Annotated in this window: 18 protein-coding genes and 1 tRNA gene; 5 read left to right on the top strand and 14 right to left on the bottom strand. The window is 39.6% G+C overall.

Going from position 1 to position 23,882, the window contains the following annotated elements; all coding sequences use genetic code 11:
- Positions 1–115 precede the first annotated feature (115 nt).
- Positions 116–1,438, top strand: coding sequence for a hydroxymethylglutaryl-CoA reductase, degradative (locus tag CWD91_RS04170; protein ID WP_103439655.1), 1,323 nt, complete (start codon positions 116–118; stop codon positions 1,436–1,438).
- Positions 1,435–2,358: a GYDIA family GHMP kinase gene (locus tag CWD91_RS04165; RefSeq protein ID WP_103439654.1), complete on the top strand. Its 924-nt coding sequence runs from the start codon at positions 1,435–1,437 to the stop codon at positions 2,356–2,358. Before CWD91_RS04170 ends, CWD91_RS04165 begins: the two co-directional genes overlap by 4 nt.
- A 110-nt stretch (positions 2,359–2,468) precedes the next feature.
- Here CWD91_RS04165 and CWD91_RS04160 read toward each other — a convergent pair whose 3' ends face one another.
- The 7 genes from CWD91_RS04160 to CWD91_RS04130 form a co-directional block, all read right to left on the bottom strand.
- Positions 2,469–4,586: a peptidylprolyl isomerase gene (locus CWD91_RS04160; RefSeq protein ID WP_103439653.1), complete on the bottom strand. Its 2,118-nt coding sequence runs from the start codon at positions 4,584–4,586 to the stop codon at positions 2,469–2,471.
- Positions 4,587–4,691: 105 nt separating this feature from the next.
- Positions 4,692–5,987, bottom strand: a complete 1,296-nt coding sequence (locus CWD91_RS04155; protein ID WP_103439652.1) for a hemolysin family protein — start codon at positions 5,985–5,987, stop codon at positions 4,692–4,694.
- Positions 5,987–6,190 carry a hypothetical protein gene (locus CWD91_RS04150; protein ID WP_103439651.1) on the bottom strand — a complete coding sequence of 68 codons (204 nt, stop codon included), beginning with the start codon at positions 6,188–6,190 and terminating at the stop codon, positions 5,987–5,989. The genes CWD91_RS04155 and CWD91_RS04150 overlap by 1 nt, the downstream gene beginning before the upstream one ends.
- Positions 6,187–6,798 carry an LPS export ABC transporter periplasmic protein LptC gene (lptC, locus tag CWD91_RS04145; RefSeq protein ID WP_103439650.1) on the bottom strand — a complete coding sequence of 204 codons (612 nt, stop codon included), beginning with the start codon at positions 6,796–6,798 and terminating at the stop codon, positions 6,187–6,189. Before lptC ends, CWD91_RS04150 begins: the two co-directional genes overlap by 4 nt.
- A gap of 1 nt (position 6,799) precedes the next feature.
- A complete protein-coding gene (locus tag CWD91_RS04140) occupies positions 6,800–8,170 on the bottom strand; it encodes a hypothetical protein (RefSeq protein WP_103439649.1) in 1,371 nt (456 codons plus the stop codon).
- Between the two features lie 37 nt (positions 8,171–8,207).
- Positions 8,208–9,473 carry a porin family protein gene (locus tag CWD91_RS04135; protein WP_103439648.1) on the bottom strand — a complete coding sequence of 422 codons (1,266 nt, stop codon included), beginning with the start codon at positions 9,471–9,473 and terminating at the stop codon, positions 8,208–8,210.
- The gene (locus tag CWD91_RS04130; protein WP_103439647.1) at positions 9,474–10,202 is read right to left on the bottom strand and encodes a type III pantothenate kinase; all 729 of its coding nucleotides are present in this window, start codon (positions 10,200–10,202) and stop codon (positions 9,474–9,476) included.
- A gap of 101 nt (positions 10,203–10,303) precedes the next feature.
- Between CWD91_RS04130 and CWD91_RS04125 the strand changes: the two genes are divergently transcribed.
- Positions 10,304–10,376, top strand: a tRNA-Phe gene (locus tag CWD91_RS04125).
- 126 nt (positions 10,377–10,502) lie between these two features.
- Here CWD91_RS04125 and CWD91_RS04120 read toward each other — a convergent pair.
- The 5 genes from CWD91_RS04120 to CWD91_RS04100 form a co-directional block, all read right to left on the bottom strand.
- A complete protein-coding gene (locus CWD91_RS04120) occupies positions 10,503–11,663 on the bottom strand; it encodes a sialidase family protein (RefSeq protein WP_103439646.1) in 1,161 nt (386 codons plus the stop codon).
- A 69-nt stretch (positions 11,664–11,732) separates the two neighbouring features.
- Positions 11,733–13,403 (bottom strand): FAD-dependent oxidoreductase, encoded by a 1,671-nt coding sequence (locus CWD91_RS04115; RefSeq protein WP_205164594.1) that lies wholly within the window; start codon positions 13,401–13,403, stop codon positions 11,733–11,735.
- A 41-nt stretch (positions 13,404–13,444) separates the two neighbouring features.
- Positions 13,445–15,175 carry an FAD-dependent oxidoreductase gene (locus CWD91_RS04110; RefSeq protein ID WP_239985645.1) on the bottom strand — a complete coding sequence of 577 codons (1,731 nt, stop codon included), beginning with the start codon at positions 15,173–15,175 and terminating at the stop codon, positions 13,445–13,447.
- 53 nt (positions 15,176–15,228) lie between these two features.
- The gene (locus tag CWD91_RS04105; RefSeq protein WP_103439645.1) at positions 15,229–16,254 is read right to left on the bottom strand and encodes a metallophosphoesterase family protein; all 1,026 of its coding nucleotides are present in this window, start codon (positions 16,252–16,254) and stop codon (positions 15,229–15,231) included.
- 45 nt (positions 16,255–16,299) lie between these two features.
- Entirely contained in the window at positions 16,300–17,865 is a 1,566-nt protein-coding gene (locus CWD91_RS04100) for a glycoside hydrolase family 32 protein (RefSeq protein WP_239985644.1), read from the bottom strand.
- 511 nt (positions 17,866–18,376) lie between these two features.
- On the opposite strand from CWD91_RS04100, the gene CWD91_RS04095 reads away from it, so the two are divergent.
- Positions 18,377–19,102: an energy transducer TonB gene (locus CWD91_RS04095; RefSeq protein ID WP_103439643.1), complete on the top strand. Its 726-nt coding sequence runs from the start codon at positions 18,377–18,379 to the stop codon at positions 19,100–19,102.
- Positions 19,103–19,159: 57 nt separating this feature from the next.
- Here CWD91_RS04095 and CWD91_RS04090 read toward each other — a convergent pair whose 3' ends face one another.
- Positions 19,160–20,062, bottom strand: a complete 903-nt coding sequence (locus CWD91_RS04090) for a metallophosphoesterase family protein (RefSeq protein ID WP_103439894.1) — start codon at positions 20,060–20,062, stop codon at positions 19,160–19,162.
- 205 nt (positions 20,063–20,267) lie between these two features.
- On the opposite strand from CWD91_RS04090, the gene CWD91_RS04085 reads away from it, so the two are divergent.
- Positions 20,268–22,637, top strand: a complete 2,370-nt coding sequence (locus CWD91_RS04085; protein ID WP_103439642.1) for a GAF domain-containing protein — start codon at positions 20,268–20,270, stop codon at positions 22,635–22,637.
- A gap of 14 nt (positions 22,638–22,651) precedes the next feature.
- Here CWD91_RS04085 and CWD91_RS04080 read toward each other — a convergent pair whose 3' ends face one another.
- A complete protein-coding gene (locus CWD91_RS04080; protein WP_103439641.1) occupies positions 22,652–23,842 on the bottom strand; it encodes a Pycsar system effector family protein in 1,191 nt (396 codons plus the stop codon).
- Between the last annotated feature and the right edge of the window lie 40 nt (positions 23,843–23,882).

Raw genomic sequence — 23,882 nt, 5'->3', positions numbered from 1 at the left:
AAACAGGTGTTTTATGCTAAAAAAATAACAATCAGTCGTGCCAGTAAACCAGTTTTAAGATATTAAATGTTTTGACACCTTATTACTATCTTTACCCCAAGAAACCAAAAGCTCAATGACCACTCCGATAGAAGGATTTTCCAAACTGACCAAAGAGGACAAAATTAACTGGATCGCCCAACATTATACCAAAAATAGGGAGGAAACCGTTGCCATCTTAAAACAGTATTGGAACAATGATGCAAAACTGCAAAGTTTACATGATGAGTTTATTGAAAATACGATTACCAACTTCTATTTGCCATTGGGCATTGCCCCCAATTTCTTAATTAACGACAAACTTTATGCCATACCAATGGCCATTGAAGAAAGCTCGGTAGTGGCCGCAGCCAGTAAAGCCGCAAAATTTTGGCAGACTCGAGGCGGATTTAAGACCACTGTCTTAGGCACCGAAAAAGTAGGGCAGGTACATTTTATATACCAGGGCGATTCGGAAAAACTAACGAAATTTTTCAATATTGTAAAGCCAAAATTGACAGACAGTGTTGCTCCCATTGTTAAAAATATGGAGAAACGCGGAGGAGGTATCAAGAATATCGAATTAAGGGATAAAACCTTGGATTTGGAAGGTTATTTCCAATTGCATTGTACTTTTGAAACAATAGATGCCATGGGGGCCAATTTCATAAACTCCTGTTTAGAAGGGTTCGCTCAGGCACTTAAGGATGAGGCTCAGGTATACGATCCATTTACAGACCAGGAGAAAGATATCGAAATAGTCATGAGTATTCTCTCCAATTACATCCCCAATTGTGTGGTAAAGGCCGAGGTTAGTTGCCCGGTATCCGATTTGAAGGCCCACCATGGTATTACGGCCGAAGATTTTGCTAAAAAGATGGTACGCGCCGTAAATATTGCAAAAGTGGAACCCTATAGGGCCGTTACCCATAACAAAGGAATCATGAATGGAATAGATGCAGTCGTCTTGGCAACTGGCAATGATTTTAGGGCAATAGAGGCGGGAGCGCATGCCTATGCATCCAAAAACGGGAAATACACCAGTCTTACACACGCCTGTGTTGAAAAGGGGGTTTTTAAATTTTGGATAGAGATTCCATTGGCCTTAGGAACGGTTGGCGGGTTAACAACATTACATCCTTTGGTAAAAATTGCTTTGGAAATTTTGCAAAATCCTACAGCAAAAGAATTAATGCAAATAGTTGCAGTGGCCGGGCTGGCACAAAACTTTGGTGCCGTACGTTCGCTAGTAACCACTGGCATTCAACAAGGACACATGAAGATGCATCTATTAAATATTTTAAACCAATTGGGGGCAACAGAAGCTGAAAAACTAAGCTTGGTGGATTATTTCAAAAAACATACAGCATCACACAGCGCTGTGGTGGTTGCCTTTGAAGAATTGAGAAACAAGAAATGACAAAACAATATTATAGCAACGGGAAACTCTTGATAACAGGCGAGTATCTAGTCCTGGATGGCGCCCTAAGTTTGGCCGTTCCTACTTTATATGGGCAATCTTTGACGGTAAAAGAGACCAAGGGTATTCGTCTAGTTTGGAAAAGTTTGGACGACAAGGGAAAGATTTGGTTTGAAGGTGTTTATGACCTCGACACACTTACAGAAGTTTCAGAAAACACATTTTCACCCGAATCAAAATCCGTTTCGGACAGGCTCATAAAACTGCTTTTGGAGGCGAAGAGGTTAAATCCAAATTTTTTGTCATCCAATCAAGGTATGGAAATTTCTACGGCATTAAACTTTCCTAGGACTTGGGGCTTGGGATCCTCATCCACCCTAGTCAACAACATTGCCCAATGGGCAAATATAGATGCCTACAACCTACTGTGGAACACCTTATCAGGAAGTGGGTACGATATAGCCTGTGCGCAACATAATGGCCCAATTACCTATCAATTAAAAAACTCAATACCAATTGCCATACCGGTTGCCTTTAATCCAAACTTTAAAAATGATCTGTACTTTGTGTATCTAAATCAAAAACAAAACAGCGGGGAAGGCATTGCCCATTATCGCGAAAAAAATTATAACACTTTTACCCCGCTATCCCAAATTGGTAGTATTACCCAACGAGTATTGACTTGTACACGCTTGTCCCAATTTGAAAAGCTGATCAAAAAACACGAAGCAATCCTATCCGATATCCTTGAAGTACCAACGGTAACAGAACGTTTATTTCCGGACTACAAGGGAGCCATTAAGAGCCTAGGGGCCTGGGGAGGCGATTTTATCCTTGCCACTGGTAACAAAACCACTCCCGATTACTTTAAGAATAAAGGGTATAAAACTGTAGTTCCCTTTTCAAAAATGGTTAGGTAACCATACACCACCAACATTGGATTGTCACCATTAAAGTGTAACAATTTTTACCAAAAACAATAAAACCTCCCAATTGGGAGGCTTTATTGTTTTAATGAACTTCTTTGATACTAATAGAATGTTGCTCTTTTGTCCTCAATAGTGGAAGATTCCTTTAAGGCATTGTAAACAGCGAAGTTTACCATACCTGCTGCCGAAGCCTGTAAGCTACTGGCATACGTACTATAGTTATCCAATTTTGGAGCCTCTTCTTTTTTGGTCACGCTTACCATATACACACCGCTATCACCGGTTAACAATTCTGAGGTAGCTCCTTGCTCCATGGCAAATGCAGTACCAACTACAAAGGCTTCCGACCCGGCACCCGGGATGATTGGCGATTTCATGGTCAAAGCAGAAGCCGTTGAGGCCATAACATTATTATCCTTGGCAAAACTATCCATGGATTTACCTTTATTGGCCTCTATAATTTTAGCTGCCTTTTTTTCCTTTCTTAATTTTGGAAGCACTATGGCCGATGCATCTTCAACACTCATAAGTCCTTCAGCATACTTTGCAGTCAATTGTACTACAGCATAGCCATTGTTTATATTAAACCTTTTAACCTCTCCCAATTTGGTTTCGCCGTTAAAGGCCCATTGAACAATGGAACGCTGGGCAGAAAGACCGGGAAGGTTTTCATCCATCTCCTTAATTTTGTTTACGGGTCTAACCACAAAATTACTTTCTTTAGCTGCTGCCGTAAAATCTTTATCCGAAGTAGTTTCCATTTCAAATTTGGTAGCTTCGGTAAACAACGTGTTGACAGTTTCCTCAGAAGGCTCGATTTCTCTTGCCAATGTGGCCAATTGAACAATATCCTGCTTGTCATCTATCTTAACAATATGAAAACCAAAATCAGTCTCGACCAATCCGATGGCCCCAACAGGATTGCTAAAAGTAAAGTCGTTAAATGGCGCTACCATTACCCCTTCTTGATTATAACCAAGGTCACCACCTTTAGGTGCAGAAGGACCATCTGAATTGTCTCTGGCCAATTCAGCAAAAACAGTATTCGTCTGCTTCGCCTCAACCAACAATTCCTTAGCTTTCTTCTCGGCTTCCTCCTTGGTACGGGTAACCTCCGGATTGGCACGCTGAGCCCCTTCATACTGAATTAGGATGTGACTGGATTTTACGGTACCATTTGCTTTTCTATCCATCATTTTGGAAACCTTAAAATAATCACCGTCACGATATGGACCGAACAAACCACCATTTTCCAAGGTCATAAGGGTATCTGCAAATTTCGCGGGCAGATCCTTTTTAGCCTTATAAATAGTATCGAATTTTATATCTGAATTTCTATCCAAAAATGCAGCCATATCATTGGTATGACCAAAACCCTTAATGGTGTCATTGGTATCATTCTGGGCATTATACTCCACACGGTCCTCCAAAAGTTTTGCAATCTCTTCCTTTACAGCGTTCTCGTCTTCCAAAGACGCCTTTTCCTCGAAATAGACAAATTGAATATCTCTAGACCTGTCCTGCTTATAATCTTTTTTATGGTTATTTATATATGTCTCAATTTCCTTCTTTGAAACTGCTATGGTAGAATCCGGTATTGAAGAAAAAGGCAAACGAACATATTTAATATCCACTTTGTCATTGGCCAATTTATAATCCAATTCACCCTCCTTCAAGGTAGAACCAACACCTGCCCTGATAAGGTTAAAATAGGTTTGCTCCTTTGCATTCTGAATAATGGCCTGCTCATCTTGCAGCCACAATGCATATCGACTGGGATTATTCGCTTTCCAATCAGCTACAGCTTCCCTAAACTTATTATCATCAAAAACACCACTAGCATTGTGAAATTCAGGATTTTGGACATAGGAAGGAATCGTTTTTATGTAGTTTATTATCTGATCCTGTTCTATTTCTATCCCTAACTCCTCAAACTGCTGATTTAGAATCGTATTTCTAACTTCCCTATCCCATACCTGATTAACCAATTGCATTGAAGAAGCAGTAGGACCGGCCATTCTGGAATAAGCCTCCACCTCTCTTCTAAACTGATCTATGGAAATCTCATCCCCATTAATCTCTGCCACGGAAGAACCAACTTTTCCACCGCCCAAATCATTGCTGCTGAACACACCTGAAATTACGAATGCGAACAAAGCCAAACCAATGATTAAAATTAAAACGGTAGTTCGTTTCCTTATATTCTCTAAAATTGCCATTATGTAAACTGTTTAAATTTATCCCGTTACTATCGGGAGGCCAAATTACTACTTTCTTTTGAAATAATAAAAACTAAAAAACATCAAAAAAAAACATCAAATTCCCTACTCATCATCAAGGACAACCAAGGACACCATATCTATTTTATTACTGGAAACCTCCAACACCACAAAAAGGAAGTTATCAATCTTAATTTCCGAGTCCTTTTCTGGGATTTCCCCTGTTACGTTAATGATCAATCCCCCCAATGTTTCGTATTCATCACTCTCAGGAAGTTCCAATTTATATTGTTCGTTAACATAATCCACTTCCAATCTACCAGAAAACTTAAAATTATTCTGATTTATCTGCTCCTCATGCAAATCCGTGGAATCATGTTCATCCTCTATATCGCCAAAAAGCACCTCCACAATATCCTCTACCGTCATAACGCCAGAGGTGCCCCCATACTCATCCAGCACAACGGCAATACTTTTCCTCTTCTTGGTCAAAATATTTAATATATCGTTAATGAGCATTGTTTCAGGGACAAATTCTACCGGAAGCAGGATACTTTTTATCGTCTTAGGTTTCTTAAAAAGCTCATAGGAATGTACGTATCCTATTATATTGTCTATGGTGTCCTTGAATACCAAAATTTTTGAGTACCCAGTCTCCGTAAAAAGCTTAGCCAGATTTTTAGGGGTTTCGTGAAGTTCTACCGCTGCAATCTCGGTTCTAGGCACCATTACCTCCCTGGCCTTAACACCAGAAAACTCGAGTGCATTTTGGAAAATTTGTATTTCCGAATCCACCTCATCTTCCTTCTCTACAGCTTCCATCTGTTCTGTAATGTAATCTCCCAATTCTATTTTACTAAAGGCCAATTGCACCTCATCCCCATCTGTTTTAAAGAGCACTTTAAGAATGATATCGGATATCCAAATAATAAAATCTGAAATCACCGAAAACAATACGTAAAAAACATAAGCAGGTATGGCCAACAATCTTAATAAGGTATTGCTATAAATCTGAAATAATACTTTAGGCAAAAATTCTGCGGTCAAAAGTATTATCAAAGTAGAGATAATAGTTTGGGTCACCAGACTGAAGTCAGTTATCAATAAGGTTAAAACGCTACCTGGGGACGACTCCACACCGGCAAAGAGCCCCATTAGAAGGTCGCCCATAAAAAGACCGTAAACCACCAAGGCTATATTGTTCCCAATTAGCATGGTAGCAATGAACTTGGAAGGTTTTTTGGTTAGGAGGGCCAATACTTTAGGCATAAAACCATCCTGCTTTTTCTCTATTTCTATGTGAATTTTATTCGCAGAAATAAAGGCTATTTCCATTCCTGAAAAAAAAGCCGAAAATAGTAATGAAATAACAATGATAATGACAATATATGCCTCCAAGATTATTGTTTATTATTTTTCTGACGTTCTTCGAACCTCTTTCTGTAGGTTTTTTTAAAAATGAACATCCCTATAGCAACTATTCCAAAGAAGACAAACAAGTAGGCTCGCTGTCTGTCTATGTTCCATTGCTCATATATTTCAAAGGCGGACACTACGGCCACTGCCAAATATAGGTATTCCGTATATCTTAAAATCTTAATCATTCTTCTATCTTCTTTTCTTTTATACTCATATAGCCATAGGTCTTATTAGCATTAAAAAAGCTAAAATCCCTATTAAAGTCCATTCCTTCACCATCCATTATAGTTCCTTCCTCTGGATTGGTATATTTAAACTTCTGTTGTGTAAAAATCCAATCATTGTTTCTATCCCAATATAATTGGGGAGCCTCCAACATTTTACCATCGCTGGTTTCTATAACCACATTGCCTTGCAAATCTATTAAATTAGTACTGGAATAAATAATCCCATAATCTGCGGTAACCGTACTTTTTTCTCCCTTTTCATCAAAAAACTCTACCATAAGTCCATCAGGAAAGGTGTAATGAGGAAAATCCAAGGTGGTAAAATCATTGCAAACGGGACCTGTTAATACGGCTACTACATGGGCAGAAACTACACCTTCATTTTTTTCGAGCTCATCGGTCTCAGTATACGTTAAGGTAAAATCCTCCGCAACAGCACCTGGAAAAATCTTTTTTATAGCTTCATCCCCTACTCTTTCGTAATTATCGGCACAGGAATAAAAAAGCATTGCCATAGAAAAAACTATGGCAATGCTCCTTAAATTATATAAAGATTTTTTTATCATCCTATAGGTTAGGCACTTTTACACTACCACCTACCCAACATGAGAAACTTACTGTTTTACCTGCCATACCGGAATTAAATATATCCGTTTTGGACGGAGCCTTGGCGCTGTAACTTGCAGCTGCCTGCCCTGCCCTGCCACTTAATGCAGGATCCACACGTCCAGCTTGGCGAGCCATTTCTGCGGCTTTCCAATAAATAGCCCTCTTCTCGAAAGGGGTACTACCGCATTCATTGGCGCTACCTGCATACAAGCTTGCAATCAATAAATAAGCCTTACCATTGGAAGAATTTGCATCTATTGCCTTTTGGGCATAGCTCCTAGCGGTAGACTTACTACCTCTTCTATAACTTGTAGCTATCTTATAGGCAATATTGGATTTCTTCTTAGAATCAGTTTCCAAATCCAATGCCTTGTTGAAATCTTCAAGTGCTCCTTTGGTATCCCCAGCATTGTTCTTAAGGGCACCACCATACATATAAGCACTGGCTGAAGGCTCCATAGCCAACTGTACTTCAAAAAGTTTTTTGAACATGGGATCTTCAGTACATTCTTTACTATACATTCTTCCTACAGCTCTCTTGATCCAAGTTATATCTCCCTTTTTGGAGTCAAAATTCTTTTGGTACAAGGGAATTAAGTTTTCACAATTCGCCAAGGCACCCAATTTACTGTCTATACTTTCAGCTATCTTACCATAGCTTTCAGAATAACTATTATAAGAACTCAACTGTTTTTTCTCCTTTGATGTCAAGGTACCGGCATCTTCCTTGGGAAGAAGTTTATTGATTACTTCTGTAAGCTTATCGTTTTCTTCATCAATCTTTTCGGTAACGTTGTCATATTTTTCAAATACTTCCTCCAAATCCCTTTTACCAGCACTATTTAGATCCACCAAACTGGAAAAATACAAATACAATGCCTTAGGATTTTTAAAATTTGCCTTATCCTCTGTAAAAGCTTTGTCAAGTTGAGTGTAGATTTCCTCATCGTTTATCATCTTCTCATCATACTTCAACAACACCTTATCAATAATGGTCTCAGCTACATCTGTCTTGGCAGGGAAGTATTTTGCCCTATTATCATACAATTCCATTAGGGCATTTATATTGGCGGTCTTATCTGCACCTGTAGCTTTCTCCAACCTATCCTTTAAAATTCGCTCCCCATATAAAATATTGGCCCAATTTAATGTTGGACAATTTTCATAAACCATTTTCCAAGGTGTATAGGCAGCCTCGTAATTCTTAACTTTCACATGTTCTGTGTAAATGGAAAGATTGGTCATACACTCCGGATTTTGAGCTTGGGAATACCCTAAACCCACAAATCCCATGGCGGCTATCGCTGTGATGTAGAGTTTCTTTTTCATCTGTCTGTTTATTTTAAGGTGGTTAAAGTAATAATTTTTAATTAATTTTTCTTGGTATGAACCATTTATCGTTTAAAGATAGGCCCACATTAACTTTGAAATAACTTTCCTCCACTAGATCTCCATATTTTGTTCCTCTTTTTCCAAGTTCAAAACCAAGGTTAATATTAGAAAGATTACGTCCCAGTGGTAAACCTAATCCAAAAGTTATGCCAAAATCGTTTATCTCCTTATTATCTACCACTATTCCCGATTTGGAAACCTTTGCTCCGGCCCTATAGGTAACCCTTTTCATATAACTTGTAAAAGAAGTATACTCGGGGATAAAATATCCACCAAGCCTAAATGTCTCGGCATTCTGATATTCCAAATTGCTTGATGGAGTAAGTTCGTTTTCAAAACTGCTTAACCCCTGAAAACTGTACTCCGCCCCTAAAAACCATTTTTTGTCAATTCCATAGCCAACTCCTAAAGTGGCCGTAGTCGGAATCTGCACTCCGGTCCGCGCCAAACCCTGAGCTTCCAAATCTACTTCCAGCACCTCTATATCCCTACCACTGTCAGTTGAAAAAGAACCTATGGTCCTTGTGTTTTCGGATACCAAATTGGCCTGTGTATTAACCACTATGCTGGTAAAAAGAGTGTGTTTTTCGTTGAGGGTTGGTGTAAAACTGGCTCCAAAATTAAAATCAAAGCCTTTGATCCTGGATTCTATCCTATTGAATGAACCCAATTGTACATCTTCAATGGTCTGAAAACTATTGGTCTTTTGGTTTCCAAAATTAAAATTACTGGTAACTCCTAGACTAAAGTCTTTAAAAAGTTCATAGCCTACAGAAAAATACACACGGTTTAATCCCCCTTCACCATTAAAGGATTCCAATATTGTACCCTGGCTAGAAGAAGTTCTTTCTGATTGAAAATTGTAGCCTATTGAAGAATAGGGCATAATTCCAAATCCCAAACCAAATCCTTTGCCCAAGTTAAATCCTAACGATAAATAGTCCAAATTTGAAATTGATGCGCTTTCTTTGGCAACATTACTTTCAAACCGGTACTCTTTACGTGATAACCCAGCCGAGTAGGTTGTTAAACCTAACTTGCTATAAGCTGCGGGATTACTAAGATTAATGTGTATACTGTCGGCATATACACTTAACCCACCCATCATTTGATTCTCCACGGTACTGACAGCCTTTAAATCGCCAATACCAAAATATGAATATGGAGAAGCAGTACTATTCTGAGCATATATGCCTACCGAAGTTACGCATAATATTGCAATAATAAAATTTTTGATCATCTAGCGCTTGTTGTATTCTAACAAATGATATAACCCCAACAGGAGAAATTTAGAATGCGCAAATATGGTATTTTTTAATCGTTTTGACAAAAATTGAGCATCACCTCCTGTTAAAATAACTGTTAAATCGACAAATCTACTTTTATATTGCCCAATAATGCCGTCTATTTCATTACAAATGCCGTTCACTACACCGCTGTGCATACTAGTTTCAGTAGTGTTTCCAATAAAATCGATAATTGGTTTCTTTTTCAATAAAGGCAATTTGGAAGTATGTTCGTGCATGGCCCTATATCTCATGGCAATTCCAGGTGAAATGGCACCGCCCAAATACTCCCCATAATCGTTAATGGCATCATAGGTAACACAGGTGCCGGCGTCTATGACCAAGGTATTTCCTTTTGGATTATGATAAAAGGCCGCTGTTGCCAGGGCAATACGATCTACTCCCAGGGTCTGGGGCGTTGCATAGGAATTTTTAAAAGGGGTTTTGGAGGCGTGACTTAACACATGAACTTTGCAAAATACACATAACATGGTAATTTCCTCATGACTAATTCCTCCCACGTTGGAAACAATGGCGTTTTGAATGCGAACATACTCTGCAAAGATAGATTTCACGCTTTTTGCAAAATCTGCCTTGGAAATCTTTCGATAAGAAATTATTTTTTCATTATCGAAAACCGCCATTTTTACTAGGGTATTTCCCACATCTATGATCAAGTTCATACTACAAAGATCAAAAAACATAAAAAAACAAAGGCCTTTTTTTTCATTTTTGTTTGTATATCATAAATTTGAATTTATATTTGCACCCGCTTACAGCGTTTGGTGCCTTAGCTCAGTTGGTAGAGCAATGGACTGAAAATCCATGTGTCCCTGGTTCGATTCCTGGAGGCACCACCTCAAAAGCCCTTGTTTTTCAAGGGCTTTTTTATTTTTACCCACTTTTTAATGTCTCTAAAATAGTAAGCGGCCGCCCCTCCAAGGGTCCATTTTAAAATAAAATAAATCTTGACCTAATATTTTTTACATTCCTAGGAGTTCTATTATGCCTACCGACTCCCAAATAATTCCTTGGTATGCACTTTTATATCCACCTTCATATAATATACCAATATTTTTCCCGTCTATAGGGGTTAAATCTGAATAGGCAGAAGGCCCAGCAAAGATTTGTTTTACCATTGGCCAAGACTTACCGTCATCCGAGCTTCCCCTGATCGTCATATTTACCCTTTCTTTAGTATCTGCCGGATTTGCAAAAAGAACATATACCTGATCTTCAAAATCCAATCGCAAGGTACTGGCCTGACAAATGGGTTCGATCAAGGTTTCATTATGATGCATATCTCTCCACGATTCACCCCCATCATCGCTATAGGCAAGTTGCCTGCTGCTCATCTGCCGATCATAATTGCGCATGTTCAGCATAAGTCTATGGTTGGAAAGCTCCACAACCTCACATTCATTTACCTGATCAAAAGGAGTGCTTCCCCCCAACTCCCAAGTGGCACCGTGATCATCGGAATAAATGGTATGTGAATAATACTTTTTGGTTACCGCCTCAATATGATCGCTGGCTATAACCAACCTATCCTTATATTTCCCACCAAGAATTTGGATCCCCGACCCAGGTCCTGTGGCATACCAAGTCCAATTGGGCAATTTTACTTCTGATGTGATTTCTTTTGGCGAACTCCAACTATCACCATCATTTTCCGATTTTATTACAAATACCCTTCGGGTGTCCTTACTCTTCTGTGCAATAATATCTGACTCATGGTCCGTTCCTAAATTCCAGGTGGACAATAAAAAAATATCTCCCGTTGTACGGTCTACCACTGGAGAAGGATTTCCACAGGTATTTCCCTCATCGTGCCAGAGCAATTCCAATTGCCCCCATGTTTTACCACCATCTGTTGACTTCTTCATCACCAAGTCGATACTTCCAGTATCGCTACAGCCATTTTTCCTTCCTTCGGCAAATGCCAGTAAAGCACCTTTCTTTGTTGCAACCACGGCCGGAATACGAAAACATTGATAACCCTCTTTTCCTCCCTCAAAAATATAATTCAATATTCTTTCCTGCTCCTTTTCCCCTTTTAGGGTTTGGGACACAAGTGGAACTGCCAGCAAGGCAAAAATGACAAAAACGAAAATTCGCTTCAAAAATATTTTGTATTCAACCATTTATTAATTCTTTGGATTGGAGAATTTACCACTAAAATTTGGGATCATTAATAAAAATAAGAATCATCATCATTCTACAATTTGCCCTTTGGACAACAAAACATTCTTTAACTTATTGTAATCCACTTCCTGTACGGCAGTTTTTTCATCGATTGCCAAAACAGCCGCCGCAGCCGCTGATTGTCCCAAAATCATAAATACGGGTTCCATTCTAATGGAACCAAAGGCAATATGACTTGAAGAAACACAAACTGGCACCAACAGGTTTTTGCACTCTTTCTTTTTGGGTACCAAAGACCCATAGGAAATGGTGTAGGGACCCTTGGTACTAACCCCTATATCCCCTTCATTTTGCACAAATCCATCTGGTTTCACATAGCGTTGAACATTATGGGAATCCATGGTGTACGATCCCAATCCAATTGGATCAGGAGTTGGACTTTTCTTTAAAAGTTCATTTTCGGTCATAACGAATTCTCCTATCATTCTCCGGGCCTCCCTGACATAGATTTGATGCGGCCAGTTTCCATTGTCCGTAAATTCATCCTTGGCCAGGCCCCATTTTTGCATTTCCGCCTGTATATCTTCAGGAACCCTAGGGTCGTTGGCTACGAACCATAGCAGTCCCTTTTGATAATTCTCGTGTTCCTTAATAATCTCTTTTCTTCTATCATATGTGGCCTCCGGATAATCGTAATTCATCCCAATATTATCACTACTCAGTGGACCGTGGTTGTTAGTATCGGTTTTATGGTTTGGTATGGGATCGAACTTTTCGAACCAATCCTTCCTTCCTGTTTCCAAGGACCTTGCCAATAATTCGTAGTTCATGGGGTCATAATCCTCAGGTTTTGGAAAAGGAATTCTATTTTCTGGAAAATTGCTCATACACAACCTAAAGCAATAGGCTTGGATCTTATCGTCACCGCTGTGCCTTTCCCCGGGATCTTCTTCCGATATCTTAGGCAAAAGACCACTGGAGGCATCTCCAGGCACTACATATGGGGAAATATCCGATTGAAACCAATGTTTATGATGCAAGACCCCTGTCTGTACCCCATTCCATTCTTCACCGTATACTTCCTTGCCCTCTCTCCCCACATGATATCTTACGCCCGCCGAAGCCATAAGGTCCCCTTCATAAGTCGCGTCCAAAAACATTTTCCCAGAATACGTCCTTCCTGACAAGGTGGTAATGGAAACTATTTTCCCATCCTTCATCTCTACCCCATTTTCCCTATCCAACCATTCATCGCGTTCTACACGGATCTGCTCTTCCTTAACCAAATCCTCGAACACCTTTTCCGCAACATGTGGCTCAAAGATCCACATGGTCCTATTTTCACCATCCATAGCAGGGGTACCCTGTCCTTTGTTACCGTATTCCTCTTTTTTTTGCCAAATCCAGGCCTCTTCCGTATTGTAATGTTGCCAAACCCTATGATAAAATTCTCTGGCCAGCCCGCCAATAACACTCTTATCCCCCGTATCCGTAAACCCCAAACCTCCTGATGATAACCCCCCCAAATGGATGTCAGGGGATACTACTATTACAGATTTTCCCGAACGCTTTGCTTCTACTGCGGCTGAAATAGCCGCGGAGGTACCTCCATAAATAATGATGTCGGCAGTAGCTGCCAAGTTACTTTTTTCCTTGGACTCCTTGTAGCCTGTTAGTCCCATCATTCCAGCTATAACCAGGATTAGGGTTAATTCAATTGCCTTTCTTTTTTGCTTCATTTAGTTTGGTGGTTGAAATTGATCTCTAAGAAAATTGTAATTTATTTTAGCCTTTGACTATCTTTTAAAAGTTGCTCCTTTAAATTGGCGTAAGGCACATCCTGAACATTGGTATCACCATCTATAGCGAGTACTGCTGCCGTGGCCGCAGATTGTCCCAAAACCATAAACACCGGCTCCATCCTTATGGAACCAAAGGCGATATGGGTTGAACTTACACAGATAGGGACAATAAGATTGTTGCATTCCTCCTTTTTGGGCACCAAGGACCTGTAGCTAATGGGATAGGGCTTAAAGCCATGGGCCTCTACATTGCCCTCATTTTGGACATATCCATTGGCATCGACATAACGCTGCACGTTATGGGAATCCATACCATAGGCCGCCATACCAATGGCATCCTCGGCCACTATCAATGCCTCACAATTTTTTTGGGTCATAACATAATCACTGATCATTCTCCTGGCCTCGCGGATATAAAGCTGTTGCTGCCAACCATCGGCCCTTTCAAATTCATCCTTGGAAGTGCCCCATCTGGAAGCTTCCTCGCGGACCTCAGCGGGAATCCTCGGATGATTGGCCAAGGACCACATCAATCCCATTTGGTAGTTCCTATGATCCTCTATGATCCTTTCACGTTCCGCATAGCTGGCCTCGGGGTAGTCATAGTTCCTGCCGATATAGTCGGTTGAAAAACCAAACTTGTTGTTCGTATCCGTCTTTCTATTGGGCATGCTGGAATTGATCCAGGGCATCAGTGTATTGCTATAACTGTACATATCACTTATAGTCCCTTTTCTTGCCTCATAGTTCCGGAACAACAGTTCATAGTTGATCTCATCATAGTTTGAGGGTTTCTGAAAGGGAATACGGTTTTCCGGATGATCCGTTAGGCACATCCTAAAACAATAGGCCTGTATTTTTTTATCCCCTTCCCCTTCAAGTCCCGGTTTTTCATTAACATTTGGCAACAGTCCAGATGATGGATCGCCCTTTTTAACATAGGGATCCACCCCTGGGATAAAATTATGGTTAAATGCATTTTTGGAAACAAATCCCGTCAAGGCCCTATTTATGCTATTGGCCTGCACCCCGTTCAAGGTTTCCCCATATTCCTCATTACTTTCCCTGCCCACGGCATAGGAAACTCCGGCCGAGGCCATTAGATCGCCCTCATAAGTGGCGTCCAGAAATACCTTTCCCTTGTAGGTCTTGCCACTTTCCATGGTGATCGACTCTATTTTTCCATCTACTTTTTTCACCCCAGATTCTCTGTTCAACTTTTCGTTGTAGACCATTTTAATTTTCTCCTTGTCCATCATGGACTTATAGACAGCAAGGGCAGCGGAAGGCTCAAAGGTCCACATGGTAGCCTCCCCTTCCTCCGTGCGGGTCTGGCCACTATCCATATATTCCGATTTTTTCTCCCATTTCCAATTATTGGGGTCATCGTAATATTTTTTGATGTTTTCGTAGAACTCCCTGGAAATCCCCCCAATGGCCTGCTTGTTGCCTATATCGGTCTGGCCCAGCCCTCCGGTGGTCAATCCCCCTATTCGGTTTGTTGGCTCTATGAGCACCACGGACTTGCCCATCCTACTACTTTGCAGCGCAGCCGCAACCCCGGCGGAAGTTCCACCGTATATAACAATATCGTACTTCTTGGTCTGACCGTATGCTCCGAGGGTCAATAAGCCTAACGACAAACACCCGATCAATTTTATAAAATAACATTTTACATTTCCTAAACGATCAACTCTAAATATTTTCAATTTTTAACTTTTATAGATTACACAACACAACTTCCTTTTTAATACTCAACTACCTAAAAAATAAGGGATTGGTCCTTGGGTTCCAATGGCATAAAATTAACATCCAAGTATCCTCCACTAGCATTATCATCCGTTACTATTTGCGGTTTTCCCTTTATTGATTCTATTGAAAAACGATGTATATGACCCGCAAATACACCCATAAGATTTGGTGCAGAAAACGCCGCCTTATGAAAATTAATGGTCGCTGGCGTATGCCCAGTTTCTGGCCATCTTAAGCGTCCTTCCAATTCAAAATTTTTATCGGTAGTTGCCCCCCAATCCGGATTTCCACATCCAAAACCAATGGATTTCCCTGGGACATACATGGGTATATGTACCAAAAGAACTATAGGAACGTTGCTTTTAACATGTTTTTTAAAGAAGGCCAATTGATCTTCATTTATTTGATAGGTGGAGTTGTCGATGGCCAAGAATCGGATTCCCTTCACATCATAAGCCGCCATTAATGGATGATTGCCTTGATATAAAGGTAGTAGTCTATTATTGATCCATTTGTCCCTAAGATCTTCGAGCGACCCTTCCATACCCTCATAATGCCAATCATGATTGCCGGCAACATAAATATAGGGGATTTTCACTTCTTCCAATTTGGCTTGTACCCACTCGATGGCAGCTTCGGATGGAAAACTAAAAATATCACCGATCAGGGTAATTAAATCGGCCTGGGACTCCTTTGCAAAATTTAAAGCAGCTTCAAATGCCAATTCAGGATTGGTTGATTCATCCGTTTTAAAGTGTTTGGTCTGATTGTAGGCCTTGGCCATACGCCCACTGTATTTTTTATATGGAATACCGCGCTCATCGTCCCTGAACAGATGGGTATCGGCGATATGAACAATCTTTATAGGCTCTTTAATGACATCCGAATAAAATTGAAGCTTGTTTTCCTCTACCGTAACACAGAACTGAATGTCCGTTTGGGAGCGATTTGAAGCGATTTTATTTGTTGAAAACTTGGTTAGTCCAAGCCCTAGTGATGCTGAAGCGGCATTTTTAAAAAATAATCGGCGTTTCATTTATTAGTTTTTCTGTCTTAATGGGGTTAAAAATGATTATGAGAATTACCAAATGGATTTGATAGGACTAATTGAAAATTTTTCCATTTCCAATTTATCATCCTCTGGATTAGTAATTACCAAGGTCTTGTAATACTCGTTGGGGAAAATCTGGGCGGTCATTACATATTGCCCACCATTGATAAAAATCTCCACCGAGGACCAATCCATAAAGATGCGCACTTCATATTCCCCACTGGGCAAGTTGGGCACGGGCATGGTCTGCACATTTTTAATGAAGTCATCATCAAAGGAAACTTTTCCCGATCGTGACCTATCCAAAACAAATTGTTGATTTTCAGCATCCAAATTTAAATTCAAAATCTCGCCCAAACTATTATGAAAGTCAAGACTGAATGCCCGAGAGCTCGTCTTGAATTTAACTTCGGAGCTATTAAAATGATCAAAAGTTAACGACTTAACCGATTGTGGATCTATAGATATATCTTCTTGAGCGCCTGAATTCCGAATTTTATCAACACTATCCAAGGGATAATTGAACAATTCAAGATTGTTGTTTACCTGGCGTAATGTCAATTTTGTTGGCAATGTCATGGCACTACGCCATTTTTCCGTTGGAGTCTCCTGGGCATAGGCCCAATTGCTCATCCAACCGATAAAAATTCGGTCGTTATTGGGAACATTGTTATAGGTTACCCCTGCATAATTATCTGTTCCCCAATCTATCCATTTATGCTCCTTTTGGTCGCTCGTAAATGTCTTACCATCGAAATCACCGATAAAATATTGAGTTCCACTGCCTCCGTTAGGAGCGCCTGGATTAATACTTATCAAGAGCACCCACCTTTCCAAATCGGTACCTTCCACCTTTAATGGAAAAAGATCCGGACATTCCCAAACACCTCCATGTGCCCCTTGGTCCTTTCCAAACTCGCTGACCTTATCCCAATCCTTCAAGTCCTGGGATTGCCAAATTTGAAGGTGGTCTCCTGCCACCAATAACATAGTCCAATTATTGGCCTTATCGTTCCAAAAAACTTTGGGATCTCTAAAATCCTTTATTCCTTCATTTTTTATGACGGGATTGTCTTCATATTTAACCCAAGTATCCCCATTATCCAAACTATAGGCAATTCCTTGAGTTTGGAAGTCGTTTCTACCTTCTTCTGCCCCTTCTGCCTTGTGATAGGTAAATATAGCCACCAGAGGAGGGTTATCAACACTCCCGAAACCTGAGGAATTATCGGTATCGAGAACCGCACTTCCCGAAAAAATATAGCCATGTTCGTCAGGAAATAAGGCAATGGGCTTATTTTCCCAATGCACCATATCCTTACTTATAGCATGACCCCAATGCATGGGCCCCCAAACAATATCTTCAGGATAATATTGATAAAAAAGATGGTACACCCCTTGGTTATAGACCAGACCATTAGGGTCGTTCATCCATTTTTCAGGAGGTGAAAAATGAAACTGTGGGCGGTATGCCTCTTGATAAAGGTTCTGCTTTTCACCAACGGTATTTATTGGTTTAACCTTTACCCCGTCTTTACATGACAAAAGTATCATGCAAAGAACTATCCCTAATATTTTTACATTGTATTTTTTCAAAGTCTTAGTTTTTATTAAAAATAGGAAAAATATACCCCGTTTAAAACCTTGGATGTAAGGTTTTAAGACTAATGGCCCAAAACCAAATCATCATCAACTTATAATAAGGCTCGTCCGTTGTGCCGTATAACTAATTAAAACGCAAATTAAACCTCTAAAAAAAGTCTCTGTTTATAAAAGGATGTACAACAAAAGCCATTGCACCTCAATATAACAAAAATCCATATCCACCACATTACAGGGGTCTTCATCCAATTGCCCCCACTTTGCAAAAAAAGGCGTTGAGGGTATATGACCAACATTTAAAACTCTGGACATTTAAATTGGAATGGCCCTTATGCTTAAAACTTTAAGGAATAATGCCCATTATATTTTCCCAAAAATTTGGTTTCATTGCTTGTTTAATCGATTAAATAAGTGTCTAATTTACTGAAAGAAAAGTTCAAAAACTGATTTAAGTCATATGAATTGGTTTAAATACTTCCTAATTTAAAGTTTAAAATGCTGTATCATGGAACCAAAAAAATATCCAAGGGCAGATTTAAACAAAAAAAGCGGACTTTTCTTTGTAATAGGCCTAACAATAGTACTCTTCCTGGTTTGGGGGGCGTTGGAGCTAAAAACGTACCCTAAAGAAAATGTGGCTATTGAACAATTGACAGTAACAGATTATTTGGAGGAAAAGGTACCTGTTACGGAGGCTTTAAACGTACCTCCCCCGCCTCCCCCGCCAGCAGCCCCAGAAATTATAGAAATTGTTGAAGATGTTGCCGAAATTGAAGAAACGGTGATTCAAAGTACTGAAATCAACCAGGAAACAGTAGTGGAAGAGGCTACGCTTAAAGTAGAAGATATATCCGTTACAGAGGAGGAAGAGGAAGATATTGAGGTCCCCTTTGCCGTAATAGAAAACGTACCTGTTTTTCCCGGTTGCGAGGAAACCAGCAACGAGGCCCAGAAAGCCTGCTTTCAGAAAAAAATCCAGGAACATATCATGAAACAGTTTACCTATCCCGATGTAGCGGTTGAATTGGGTATTGAAGGCAAAGTATATGTGCAATTTATTATAGATAATACCGGCTATATTACCAATATAAGAACTAGGGGTCCTGACAAATTATTGGAAAAGGAAGCCAACCGCATTATAGCGGCTTTACCCCAAATGACGCCGGGCAAACAACGTGGAAGGGCCGTAAAGGTTCCCTATACCATTCCTATAACTTTTAGGCTGCAATAACTAAACTATAATAGCCCACTTTATTGTTGTACATTCAATCTTCTTTGGATTGCAGACCTAAGATTTAGCTTTCTTATAACTTATTAGTTGCTGTGGCCCCTCCAACAAAATTCTAACAATCTGCAGGGTGCCATCGTCCTTTGTGGCTATTTCCCATTTAATTAGGGCTATGGTCCCTTTTTGAATTTCAATTCCAGTAATACTGCGTGGATGCACGCAACTACCATCATTAAAAAAAGGTATTTCCCCAGGTACTGGAAAGCGTGGTCTGTGGGTATGGCCCACAATGGTCAACAATTCATTATTGGCCATGATCCATTTTTTAATACGCCTTTCAATTTTAATAAGCTCCTTGTAATTTTTGGCAGGACTCGTAGGATCTGCAATGCCCCATACCTGTAATGGTTTCCAAAGAACACGCACCAGGAATCGACCCCAACGCCAAAAGGTATAGTTCCACCAATCCGCTTGGTGTCCATGGGTCAAAAATAATTCCTGCCCACTTAGTTTGTGCTTTAAAATTATGGCCTCGTGATAGTTAATGTCCTCAAATAATTCCTTATTGCAATCATCGATAGGTTCAAAATAGTGCGATAAATTATTCCTTACATATTCCGGGTCTTTATAAACCATGTCATGATTCCCCCAGATCATATGAAGTCTTTTTTCCAAATGGAACTGCTTCAAAAGTTTGTAAACGTTTTTATGGGCGGTAAAAATGGAATCGAAGGAATGATTTTCCCATAGCTCATCTCCATCGCCCAATTCACAATAAGTAAATCCCTCATTAAGGTAATGCCTCAAAGCATGGAAATAAATATTGCGATTGTTGGCAAATTCGTCCGCAAAACTACTATCCCCCCTATGGCAATCACTGAACAGGATAATTTTAGAGGTATCATCAAAGGGCAGGGTTTTGGCATTGTTGTAAGCCCTGGTCAATCTGGTAAATGAGGACATTGGTTTTAGGTTAAAAGTTAGTACTTTTTTTGGTTTGGCACTAATATCCCCTTTTTTATAAAGGACAAATAGTTTTGGTAAACCCCAAAAAGACCTTAGTGGAATTAATATTAGAAAAAAGTAGGTTGTTCCATTATCGACCCAAAAATGCAAGAAAGCATTTTCTTTTGTAATTTTACGGTACAAAATAAGACTAATACAGTCAATGAAGGGATTCACGGATAAAATATCACCTTTGGAGCATCATATAAGCTTTAATAAATTATTAAGACAATATGATGAAATGGCAGGGAGCGAGGATTCGTTCTTGGCTTCCAAGGCACGTTATATTGTAAATGCCCAAGCCCCCTTTCCCGAACTCCGTGAAGGATTCACCGATATAGCCTTGCTGCAAGAACACAAAGAAGTAATACAAATCATCTTACAGGATTTGTTTTCCACTGTACTTACCACCAATGAAATAAAAACGGCATCAACGCCTTATACAAACATAACATTTAACTCCAGCAAGCGCTTTGAGCGAATTTTGGAAGCGGCAGGACCAAATTTCGAACCCGAAATTAGGAACCAGGAAGATGAAATAAGCTATATAATGGCCTGTGTGGTTATCCTAAACTTTTACTACGGATTTAATCTTGATTTTAAGAGGCCCTTTTTCTATGATATCCCCGATGCCAATGGGGTTATGAGACATTATCGCATTTTGTACAATGCGGATTTCATAGAAATCCTACCCAAAGGCAACCCATTGATAATCACCCAAAAGGATGTTGACGAGCTTTTGGAAAACATTGACAATGTGGAACTCTGGAAAGAGAAGATCCCTCCCAATAGTTTTATCAGTAAAGGCTTTGTAATATCGAACATGTTCGATGTTACGGCTGAACATTCCATATCCGAAATAAAATCCAATTTAATCATTAATGACAAGACTGGAGGCAATTTCGTTAAAGGTGTGGAGAATACCTTTAAATCGTTATTTGGGTTGCCAAATATGCGTATTGGGTTCGCTGTATACAATTCCAAAGACCAACAATTTGAGAGGGTTTCTGCCAACGGCATAAACAGCTTTATTTTACAGGATAAGAAAATTGAAACTTGCAATGAGTCCCTTTGCCAAGCATCGTACAGTAAATTAATCGATCAAAATAATTACTTTGTAATCAGCGATGTAGAAAAATATTATAAACTCTCAGGTGGTTTGCCCCCTTATAAGGGTTTACATGACCAAAAAATAAAAAGTGCACTTTTGGCGCCCATTGCCAAAGATGGGCGATTATTAGGGGTACTGGAACTGGTGTCGGACAAAGCAAATGACCTCAATAGTGTTAATGCCAAGAAACTGGAAGATGTAATACCCTATATCGTCTCCGCCGTTTTGCGTTCTTTGGAGGAGGAAGAGAATTTAATTGATGCCGTCATCCAAAATGAATGTACCTCTGTACATTCATCCGTGTATTGGAAATTTAAAGAGGAAGCCAAACGATTTATTTTGGAAGACCAGGAAGGTTTGCAGCCATCTTTTAGGGAAATTGTTTTTGATGAAGTTTACCCCTTATACGGTCAAACAGATATTAAAGATTCTTCCCAAGCAAGAAATACTGCCATTCAAAGAGACCTCATGATCCAATTGTCCGAGATAAACAATGTGCTTTCCCAGGCTTTGGAGAAAAATAAATTACCCATATATGAAGAACTTATTTTTAGGGTAAACAACCATATAGACGATATAAAGGAGGTGTTGCACACCAACAGTGAACAGGCTATTTTCGATTTTGTAAATGAAGAAATTAATCCCGTATTCGCACATCTGAAAAAATCGTCCAAATACTATCAGGACTTATTATTGTCATATGAGTCCAAAATTGATATGGGAACTGGATCCTACTATGATCACAGGAAAAATTATGACGAAAGTGTAACCTTGATCAACAAAAAACTGGCATCTGTCATCGACAAAAAACAGGAAGAAGCGCAGAATATGTACCCTCATTACTTTGAACGGTATAAGACAGACGGTGTGGAACACAATATGTATATTGGAGACTCCATTACGGGAGCGAGGGAATTTGACCTCCTTTATCTAAGCAATCTTAGGTTATGGCAATTACAGGTAATGTGCGAAATGGAAAATAAACACTACGCCCTGAAATCAAAGCTCCAGGTTCAACTAGATGTAGCCTCCCTTATCCTTGTCTATAATGGTTCTTTATCTATCCGATTTAGAATGGATGAGAAACGTTTTGATGTGGACGGCACCTACAATGCCAGATATGAAATCATTAAAAAACGCATAGACAAATCATACATTAAAGGCACCAATCAACGTCTTACCCAACCTGGAAAGATTGCCATCGTCTATTCACAAAAGAAAGATGAACTGGAGTACCTTAGGTATATAAAATTCCTGAAATCCAAAGGTTATTTTGATGGCAAGGTTGAAATAGTAGAATTGGAAGGTCTCCAAGGGGTGTCCGGTTTAAAGGCCATAAGGGCATCGGTTAGCTACAATCCCAAAAATGAAATGGGCAAGACCTATTCCTATGAGGATTTAATGGACGAACTCAAGAAATAAGTTTATACTTTTACTTAGATACCCCGATCCGGGCCAAAATACTTAAAGGCAACAGCAAAAGCTATTACGGAAACTACCATTCCAATAATAAAAATAGTATAGGTCCACCGTAATATTTTATATTTCCGGTTCAATACCAAACCAAGATAATATAAATCCTTAGTCAAGGAGGAATAGATATAATCTTTATCCTGCACCAACTCGTTGATGGCCCATTGGTAATCTTCCAATTTCATTTTATGAAAATTTCCAAAGAACAACAAGTTTACTTTTCGTTGTCTTACATCCTCCTTGGTAAACTCGCCCTGGGTAACATTTGGTCTTGTTGCCAGAACAGCCAAAACCATTGACACCACACTAAAAATAACAAATAATAAGGTGGGGTAGACCAGGTAATTGTTGGACGGATTGTCCAATTTTGTCATAAGATTGGACAAGACCAAAGAAATAATAATGGCATTTACGGAGAGTAGTATATTCGCTTTGGTATCAGCAATATCACTGAGCATTAAATGATTTTTTAAAGTTACCCGAAATAAGGTCTGTATGCCGCGATCGGGGCTTTCACTCTTATATTTGGCCTTCAATTTCTCCTTTTTTACTAATTTTTCTTCCGCTTTTTTTCCCTTGATCAGCCTTCTTATATTTTTATCCTTTTCTTCTTGCCAATTTTGGAGGGCATAATCGGTATAAAAACGCTGTTCCGTTTGAAACATCTTGAGGTTGGCCTCTCGCCATTCCTTTTGGGTATATGTTGCCAATCCCAAAATATCCAACTCCTCTCTAAGCAGCTCCGCAGTTTCCATATAACTCTTCTTTCCGAAATGGGAACAATCCGCGTCCCTAATAATTTCTTCCACGAGGTTTTGGGGCTCATAGAACCTTTTTGTGGCCATAATTAGACCACATACACGGTCTATTTTTTGTTCATCGTATTCCTGCCTACCTAAAAATTCCCGGGTTATATCACAACTTGTCTCCTCGTGATTCTCCGAACCTTCGGTATATCCGGTATCATGCAACCAAGCTGCCAATAGGGCAATTTCATATTCCACCTCTCCCAAATTATAAAAATTCAATAATTCTTTAGTACTTTTAACAACCCGCTGCGTATGGCTTAAATTGTGGTACAAATAACTGGAATCTAGTTTATTAGATAATAAATCGACAACAAAATTTTCAGTTTTTTCGAGGATTTCCGACATAAGAGTTAATTATGACCCACAAATTACAAAATTTTGATGT

Origin of the sequence: Arenibacter hampyeongensis, assembly GCF_002909255.1 — a bacterium.
Taxonomy (GTDB): domain Bacteria; phylum Bacteroidota; class Bacteroidia; order Flavobacteriales; family Flavobacteriaceae; genus Arenibacter; species Arenibacter hampyeongensis.
The sequence above is the reverse complement of the archived record's forward strand: the minus strand, read 5'-3'. Positions and strand labels throughout refer to the sequence as shown.

Bases quoted from the DNA above. Each gene is read 5' to 3' on its own strand.
- CWD91_RS04170 (WP_103439655.1), top strand. From the start codon at position 116: ATGACCACTCCGATAGAAGGATTTTCCAAACTGACCAAAGAGGACAAA.
- CWD91_RS04165 (WP_103439654.1), top strand. From the start codon at position 1,435: ATGACAAAACAATATTATAGCAACGGGAAACTCTTGATAACAGGCGAG.
- CWD91_RS04160 (WP_103439653.1), bottom strand. From the start codon at position 4,586: ATGGCAATTTTAGAGAATATAAGGAAACGAACTACCGTTTTAATTTTA.
- CWD91_RS04150 (WP_103439651.1), bottom strand. From the start codon at position 6,190: ATGATTAAGATTTTAAGATATACGGAATACCTATATTTGGCAGTGGCC.
- lptC (WP_103439650.1), bottom strand. From the start codon at position 6,798: ATGATAAAAAAATCTTTATATAATTTAAGGAGCATTGCCATAGTTTTT.
- CWD91_RS04140 (WP_103439649.1), bottom strand. From the start codon at position 8,170: ATGAAAAAGAAACTCTACATCACAGCGATAGCCGCCATGGGATTTGTG.
- CWD91_RS04135 (WP_103439648.1), bottom strand. From the start codon at position 9,473: ATGATCAAAAATTTTATTATTGCAATATTATGCGTAACTTCGGTAGGC.
- CWD91_RS04130 (WP_103439647.1), bottom strand. From the start codon at position 10,202: ATGAACTTGATCATAGATGTGGGAAATACCCTAGTAAAAATGGCGGTT.
- CWD91_RS04120 (WP_103439646.1), bottom strand. From the start codon at position 11,663: ATGGTTGAATACAAAATATTTTTGAAGCGAATTTTCGTTTTTGTCATT.
- CWD91_RS04115 (WP_205164594.1), bottom strand. From the start codon at position 13,403: ATGAAGCAAAAAAGAAAGGCAATTGAATTAACCCTAATCCTGGTTATA.
- CWD91_RS04105 (WP_103439645.1), bottom strand. From the start codon at position 16,254: ATGAAACGCCGATTATTTTTTAAAAATGCCGCTTCAGCATCACTAGGG.
- CWD91_RS04095 (WP_103439643.1), top strand. From the start codon at position 18,377: ATGGAACCAAAAAAATATCCAAGGGCAGATTTAAACAAAAAAAGCGGA.
- CWD91_RS04090 (WP_103439894.1), bottom strand. From the start codon at position 20,062: ATGTCCTCATTTACCAGATTGACCAGGGCTTACAACAATGCCAAAACC.
- CWD91_RS04085 (WP_103439642.1), top strand. From the start codon at position 20,268: ATGAAGGGATTCACGGATAAAATATCACCTTTGGAGCATCATATAAGC.
- CWD91_RS04080 (WP_103439641.1), bottom strand. From the start codon at position 23,842: ATGTCGGAAATCCTCGAAAAAACTGAAAATTTTGTTGTCGATTTATTA.